This window comes from Mesorhizobium sp. M5C.F.Ca.IN.020.32.2.1 (assembly GCF_004023105.1).
Lineage (GTDB): Bacteria > Pseudomonadota > Alphaproteobacteria > Rhizobiales > Rhizobiaceae > Mesorhizobium > Mesorhizobium wenxiniae.
In genome coordinates, this window is record NZ_RZSX01000581.1 from 1 (window position 1) to 4,167 (window position 4,167).

The 4,167-nt window shown below is 62.4% G+C and carries 7 protein-coding genes; 4 read left to right on the top strand and 3 right to left on the bottom strand.

The genetic code is table 11. The features are described from left to right. A partial coding sequence (gene waaC, locus EOA86_RS24705; protein ID WP_128344065.1) for a lipopolysaccharide heptosyltransferase I occupies nt 1-954 on the top strand: 954 nt, incomplete at its 5' end. Between the two features lie 266 nt (nt 955-1,220). On the opposite strand, the gene greA is transcribed toward waaC, so the two are convergent. Continuing rightward, nucleotides 1,221-1,694, bottom strand: coding sequence for a transcription elongation factor GreA (greA, locus tag EOA86_RS24715; protein WP_065012064.1), 474 nt, complete (start codon nt 1,692-1,694; stop codon nt 1,221-1,223). Here greA and EOA86_RS24720 point away from each other — a divergent pair. Beyond that, a complete protein-coding gene (locus EOA86_RS24720; protein ID WP_128344067.1) occupies nt 1,693-1,959 on the top strand; it encodes a hypothetical protein in 267 nt (88 codons plus the stop codon). The two genes, greA and EOA86_RS24720, sit on opposite strands and share 2 nt — an antisense overlap. Before the next feature lie 20 nt (nt 1,960-1,979). Here the strand turns inward: EOA86_RS24720 and EOA86_RS24725 are convergent, their stop codons facing one another. After that, the gene (locus EOA86_RS24725) at nt 1,980-2,519 is read right to left on the bottom strand and encodes a tetratricopeptide repeat protein (protein WP_128344069.1); all 540 of its coding nucleotides are present in this window, start codon (nt 2,517-2,519) and stop codon (nt 1,980-1,982) included. Nucleotides 2,520-2,716: 197 nt separating this feature from the next. On the opposite strand from EOA86_RS24725, the gene EOA86_RS24730 reads away from it, so the two are divergent. Continuing rightward, nucleotides 2,717-3,142, top strand: a complete 426-nt coding sequence (locus EOA86_RS24730) for a DUF3775 domain-containing protein (RefSeq protein ID WP_029350061.1) — start codon at nt 2,717-2,719, stop codon at nt 3,140-3,142. A 65-nt stretch (nt 3,143-3,207) separates the two neighbouring features. On the opposite strand, the gene EOA86_RS40590 is transcribed toward EOA86_RS24730, so the two are convergent. Continuing rightward, nucleotides 3,208-3,381, bottom strand: coding sequence for a hypothetical protein (locus tag EOA86_RS40590; protein ID WP_164891950.1), 174 nt, complete (start codon nt 3,379-3,381; stop codon nt 3,208-3,210). Between EOA86_RS40590 and EOA86_RS24735 the strand changes: the two genes are divergently transcribed. Further along, nucleotides 3,311-4,167, top strand: an 857-nt coding sequence (locus tag EOA86_RS24735; RefSeq protein WP_164891951.1) for an extensin family protein, incomplete at its 3' end; no start/stop codon positions are given. The two genes, EOA86_RS40590 and EOA86_RS24735, sit on opposite strands and share 71 nt — an antisense overlap.

The following is a 4,167-nucleotide window of genomic DNA, read 5'->3' on the forward strand; positions in this document are numbered from 1 at the left end:
GGTGACGTCATCCACGCCTTTCCGGCCGGCGAGGATGCGCGCCGCAACCGGCCGGATGTGTCGCTCGACTGGTGTGTGGAAGAGGCTTTTGCCGGCATCGTAGCGCTGCATCCGGCAATCGCAACCATCCACACAGTGGCAATCCGGCGCTGGCGCACAAGCCCACTCGGCCGCGGCACATGGCGCGAGGCAGCGGGATTGCGCAGCGCCTTGCGGGATTGCCGCTACGATCTCGTCGTCGACGCGCAAGGATTGCTGAAGTCGGCCCTGGTGGCGAAACAGGCCGCGGCGCCGATCGTCGGCTTCGACCGGTCGAGCGCTCGCGAGCCTTCGGCGACTTTGTTCTACGACCGCCGCTACGCTGTGCCGCGCGATCTGCACGCCATAGAACGCACAAGGCGGCTGTTCGGGCTGGCGCTCGGCTATGAACCGGATTTTTCCGGGCTCGAGTCCGGCATCATGCCGCCGGCCGGCGGTTCGAACTTTGTCGGGGGAAAAACCGCCTTCCTGCTGCATGGCACCAGCCGCGAGGACAAGAAATGGCCGGTCGGCGACTGGATCGAAACTGCCCGGCTTCTCGTGGGAAGAGGAATGACGCCGGTCACCACCTGGTCTAACGACAGGGAAAAGGCGATTGCCGAGGCGATCGCCCAAGCCGTTCCGCAGACCGTGCTGGTGCCGAAATCACCGCTTGCCGAGATCGCCGCGATCATCGGCCGATCGGTGCTGGTCATCGGCGCGGACACCGGTCTGACCCACCTCGCCAGTGCCTTCGGCCTGCCGACGGTCGCGGTGTTTCTGGCGACAGAACCCGGCCTGACCGGCCCGCGCGGGCCGTTCTCGTCAACGCTGCTGGCCACGCCCGGCGGCCGTGTCGTGCCTGCGGAAGTGGTGGCGGAGGCGGAGAGGCTTATGGAGCGCCAAGCGCACGATCTGGCAACCGGAAGGCGTTGATTTTGTTGAAGCAATCCAAATGGAAGGGTCGGCGCCGCCCCTCATCCGCCTGCCGGCACCTTCTCCCCGTATAGTGACGGGGAGAAGGGGGCTGGACGCGAACTCGGCGCCTGTCCTGCAACGCTGATAATTGGCGAAACCGTCGGTTACGGCGTCCTTCTCCCCGTCACTATACGGGGAGAAGTGCCCGGCAGGGTGATGAGCGGCAGCGCAAACCTCGGGGCTAAAACAGTGCGATTCAGGAACAAATCCTGCCCGCTCTACCCCTAGATGAACTGCACCTGGACGATCTCATAGCCCCGCGCACCGCCTGGCGCGTTGACCTCGATCGCATCGCCGACTTCCTTGCCGATCAGCGCCCGCGCGATCGGCGAGGAGATCGAGATGCGGCCGGACTTCACATCCGCTTCCTGGTCGCCGACGATCTGGTAGGTCTTCTTCTCTTCCGTGTCCTCGTCGACCAGCACCACGGTCGCGCCGAACTTGACCTTTTCGCCGCTGAGCTTGGTGACGTCGATCACCTCGGCACGGGCGATGAAGTCCTCGAGCTCGTTGACGCGACCCTCATTGAGGCTTTGCGCCTCTTTCGCCGCGTGGTACTCGGCATTTTCGGAAAGATCGCCATGCGAGCGCGCTTCGGAGATCGCTTCGATGATGCGCGGCCGCTCTTCCTGCTGGCGCCAGCGCAGTTCTTCCTTCAATGACGCGAACCCCTCGCCTGTCATCGGGACCTTGTTCATGATGCCTGACCTTTCCTGCCGCCGCCCCCGCATTCCGGGAGCGACCTTGTCGATGGGTACAAAAAGAAAACGGTCCGGCAGCCTCGGGCTAACGGAACCGTCTCACCGCAATTTCCCCCAATATAGCAATCCTCGTGGGTTTTTCACGCCAAAAAAATCGGTTTTGAAAAATTCACCCGCCATTTTTTTGAAATGCCGTCACGGCAGCACGGCTGGCCGGGCGAGCGGTAAAAAAACCGGCTGCGACTGCTCACAGCCGGAGTGAGGAGCGTTTTGGGCTTCGAATCAGCTCTTCATGAAACGGTCTATCTGCTCAGACAGCATGCCGTATTCACGAGATTCCTTGCCGGTGCGCTTCTCGATCTCGCGGAGCTGTTCCTGGGCGCCGGCGAGATCGCCGATCTGCAGATGCGCCTCGCCGAGATATTCACGTACCAGCGTATAGTTCGGATCGATGCGCAGCGCTTCCTCGTAATAGCCGAGACCGACGGTGACGCGTCCGGAATGGCGGTGCGAATAGCCGAGGTAGTTGAGGATGCGAGGGTCTTTCTTGTCCGCAGCCAGGCTGAGCACGGCGATCGCCTCGTTATAACGTCCGGCCATCGCCAGCGCGCGGCCGGCTTCATAGATGTTGTCGTCGTCCAGCATGCCTTGCTTGGGCGCAACGCATTTCTTCAGCTTCTTGTCCCAGACCATGCCTTTCTTGCACTGTGTCGTCTGGCCGCCACCACCACCGCCTCCACCTTCACCGGCCGAAAACACCGGAACGGCAAATAGCGGCAGGGCGGCAACCGCCAGAACCTGGATCAGCAATCGTCTGCGCATCGAACCCTCCTTGAAGAATGACAATGCAGGACTAACGCCGGGCAAAAGCCGTTTCATCCCGGAAAAAAGTCATGGCCATTGAACGCTTTTTGAACGGTCCGCGCCAGTCGGAAAATAGAAGTGCCGAACATGACGTGACGAGCGCTGCAAATTCGCTATCATCCAGCAAACGGCAACGGAGTATGCGGAGAAAGCCAGTGCAGCGGCGCCTTGAAAAGGAGTGGGAGCTTTCGATCGGTCCCGACACCGTGCGCCTGTTCATCCTCAAGGCGAAGGCGCTGAGCGCCGCCGTCAACGAAGACTATGCCGATGGCGCCGAGCACGAGGTCGAACTCGACGGCGAGGCGCATGACAATCATCATCATGACGGTCTCGTCGAGGAAAGTTCCGAAAACCTCACCGAAGAAGAATTGCGCGAACTGATCAACGACCTCAATGTCGACGAGGCGGCCGAACTGGTCGCCCTGGCCTGGGTTGGACGCGGCGACTATGACGCTTCGGAATGGGCCGACGCGCTGGCGGCCGCGCGCGAGCGCGCCAACAAGCGCACGGCGAAATATCTGCTCGGCATGCCGCTCTTGGCCGACTGGCTGGAGGAAGGGCTGGAAGCGATCGGTGCGTAACACCGCGGTTACCGTTCGTGATCGGCCAAAACCCTCGTTCAGGCAACTTCCGCATTCGCTCACCGTTAACGGCGAATGGCGGCGCTGACCCCTCCCACATTGATCAGATTGGCCACATTGATCAGATTGGCCGGATTGAGCAGATTGGCGCTACCTTTGGCGGCGGCGATGCTGTCCGCAGGATCGGCCCTGGCCCAAGCTCCGGAATTGCCTGAAGCCGTGCCTGTTCCGGAGCTCAATCAGCCGCAACCAGCGCAAGAAGCCGCGCCTGCCGACGTCCCGATCCCCGAACCGCGCCCTGCGGATGGGCCAAAGCCTGATCAACCTGCGACCGACAAAATGGACCAGCAGACGTCGGACCAGCATAAGGAAGCCCGGCCGGAGCCGCCGGCAATCGCTCCAACGCCGAGCGAAAAGCCCGCCGAGGCCGAACCACCGGCCGCCACCACGAAACCACCGGAGAAGCCGGCGCAAGCGCAGGAGAAAGAAATCCCTCCCGACCCGCGCTCGGCCTCTGTGCCGCAGGAAAATATGCCGGACGAGGAACTTGCTTGCCGGAGGCGGCTGAAGTCGATGGGTGTCGACTTCGAGGAACGCAAGGCCGAGCACGATGCGGCGGTCGGCTGCTCTATCCCCTATCCGATCGCGCTGAAGACGCTGGGCAAGTCATTGGATATCCACCCCGAAACCGAGCTGAACTGCCAGATGGCCGAGGCCGCCGCGCGCTTCGCTGCCAATACCATCCAGCCGGCGGCCAAGGCCGAACTCGACGCCAATCTCAAGTCGGTCGGCCAGGCATCCGCCTATGTCTGCCGGCCGCGCCACGGCGGAGGGAAACTGTCCGAGCACGCTTTCGGCAATGCGCTCGATATCGCGAGCTTCACCTTGTCGAACGGGAGAAGGATCGACGTCGGCCCAGTGCCGCCGGAAAAGGACGCGAAATTCCTGAACGCGGTGCGCAAGGCAGCCTGCGGACCGTTCAAGACCGTGCTCGGCACGGGCAGCGATACGGATCATTCGCAGCA

Excerpts from the sequence above, each read along its gene's own strand:
- EOA86_RS24720 (WP_128344067.1), top strand. The coding sequence starts at position 1,693 with ATGATGCCTGACCTTTCCTGCCGCCGCCCCCGCATTCCGGGAGCGACC.
- greA (WP_065012064.1), bottom strand. The coding sequence starts at position 1,694 with ATGAACAAGGTCCCGATGACAGGCGAGGGGTTCGCGTCATTGAAGGAA.
- EOA86_RS24725 (WP_128344069.1), bottom strand. The coding sequence starts at position 2,519 with ATGCGCAGACGATTGCTGATCCAGGTTCTGGCGGTTGCCGCCCTGCCG.